1 protein-coding gene is annotated in these 503 nt (G+C 30.8%); it reads right to left on the bottom strand.

All coding sequences use genetic code 11. The features are described 5' to 3' along the window. Window positions 1-422, bottom strand: a 422-nt coding sequence (locus IE142_RS40620) for a VOC family protein (protein WP_191889556.1), incomplete at its 3' end; no start/stop codon positions are given. Window positions 423-503 lie beyond the last annotated feature (81 nt).

Below are 503 nucleotides of genomic sequence, written 5' to 3'. Positions count from 1 at the left end.
TGATGTAAAGGGTTAACAGGACTATCAAAAGCAGGCATACCTAATCCTATACCCGTATTTAACTCGTTAGAATAAATATCAAATTTTTGTTGATTATGATCTTCAAAAGTAAAATGTTTAAGACCATTAAGTTCAGTGATTGAACTATAGGATATATTAAAGTTGTCAAAAATATTTTGATATTCTACTAATCCAGAATCAGAAGGTGTTCTAAGTCCAACGCTATCTATGTGTAGATTTTTATAATCTTCCTCTGGAACTTCAACAAAGTGAACACGCGTTCCAGGACTTAAATTAGCGTCACCAAATCTTATGGCATGTTCATTTTTAGTTGAATGTTGTAAACCAATAATGTGGTTAAATAATTCTTTCGTTTTAGATAAATCGTTTGTTCCTAAAGTGACACTTCTAAGTCCACTCATTAACTGACACTCCTCTATTTATCTTTACAGGTAACATTATAACGTATTTTGTAACACTTGAATATGATGAACACTCATATA

The sequence above is a fragment of the Streptomyces mutabilis genome, from assembly GCF_014649815.1.
GTDB lineage: Bacteria > Actinomycetota > Actinomycetes > Streptomycetales > Streptomycetaceae > Streptomyces > Streptomyces mutabilis.
This window is presented reverse-complemented; position numbering and strand designations above follow the sequence as displayed.